This window comes from Oleiphilus sp. HI0132, from assembly GCF_001635845.1.
In genome coordinates this window covers 1-1470 of the sequence record NZ_LWGJ01000144.1, presented here as the reverse complement: position 1 = coordinate 1470, position 1470 = coordinate 1, and the positions used below count along the sequence as shown (strand labels likewise).

The 1470-nt window shown below is 42.9% G+C and carries 1 protein-coding gene; it reads left to right on the top strand.

Annotated elements, in window-relative coordinates; genetic code table 11:
* Nucleotides 1-98: 98 nt before the first annotated feature.
* The gene (locus A3766_RS01850) at nt 99-1322 is read left to right on the top strand and encodes an aspartate kinase (RefSeq protein WP_068507874.1); all 1224 of its coding nucleotides are present in this window, start codon (nt 99-101) and stop codon (nt 1320-1322) included.
* Nucleotides 1323-1470 lie beyond the last annotated feature (148 nt).

The following is a 1470-nucleotide window of genomic DNA, read 5'->3' as shown; positions in this document are numbered from 1 at the left end:
AACCTTGGCGTCGGTAGCTGGATGGGTTGAGTCCCAGCAGTAGTTGCTTATTTAGTGTTAGGTTCTAAGTCTACAATTAAGAGGTTTTAAATAGGTCAATGGCCCTGATTGTTCAAAAATATGGCGGTACTTCAGTCGGTACGACTGAGCGTATCCAAGCTGTGGCAGAGAAAGTAAAAAAGTTTCGAGATTCAGGTGATGATGTTGTAGTGGTTGTCTCTGCAATGAGTGGAGAGACTAACAGGTTAATATCATTGGCCGATGCAATATCTAAGGATCCTGTACCTCGTGAAATGGATGTGCTGGTGTCGACCGGTGAGCAGGTGACGATTGCTTTGTTGAGTATGGCTTTGCAGCAGATTGATTGTGATGCAATGTCTATGACAGGTGGTCAGGTTCGTATTTTGACTGATCAGTCTCATATGAAGGCAAGAATACAGGATATTGATGAGTCGCGAATGCGCGAGGCCTTGTCTGCGGGTAAAGTTGTGGTTGTTGCTGGTTTTCAGGGAGTTGATGAGGATCATAATATTACGACGCTTGGTCGTGGCGGGTCAGATACCACTGCTGTTGCTCTAGCGGCTGCGCTCAAAGCGGATGAATGTCAGATTTATACAGATGTCGACGGAGTGTATACAACGGACCCAAGGGTTGTTGATAGTGCGCGCCGTATGGAAAAAGTGACATTTGAAGAAATGATAGAAATGGCGAGTTTGGGCTCTAAGGTTTTGCAGATTAGGGCGGTTGAATTTGCCGGGAAATATAGTGTGCCTTTAAGAGTGCTATCTTCGTTTGAGGATGGGCCAGGTACCTTGATTACGATTGATAGTGAGGAAAATATGGAGCAGGCTGCCGTTTCGGGGATTGCCTTTAATCGTGATGAGGCAAAATTGACCTTGGTAGGTGTGCCGGATATTCCAGGCGTTGCCTCGAAGATATTGCGCCCTATTAGTGACAAGAATATTGAAGTTGACATGATTGTACAGAATGTTGGCTTGGATAAAAAAACTGACTTTACCTTTACGGTTCATAGAAATGACTATAAAAAGGCGAAAGCGGTATTAGAAGAAGTATGTGAGAAGCTTGGTGCTGAGAGGACTGCAGGTGATAACGATATTGCAAAAGTATCTATCGTCGGTGTAGGGATGCGGTCTCATGCAGGGGTAGCTACCAAGATGTTTGAAGCTTTGTCTGATGAAGGTATAAATATTCAGATGATTTCGACTTCGGAGATTAAGATTTCTGTTGTGATCGATGAGAAGTATCTAGAGTTGGCCGTAAGGACGCTTCATGGTGCTTTTGATCTGGCGCAGGAACATTAATTCAAGGCGAACAGTATTTTCACAATTTATAACTAAATAGAAAATGTGCAAGATTAATCCACTTAAAACTATCTTTTTGAGAAATTTCGATAATACTCTTTAAGTGCTCGTTGTTATCTCTTTTGAGGTGGCAGTAAGAAGCTTTTTT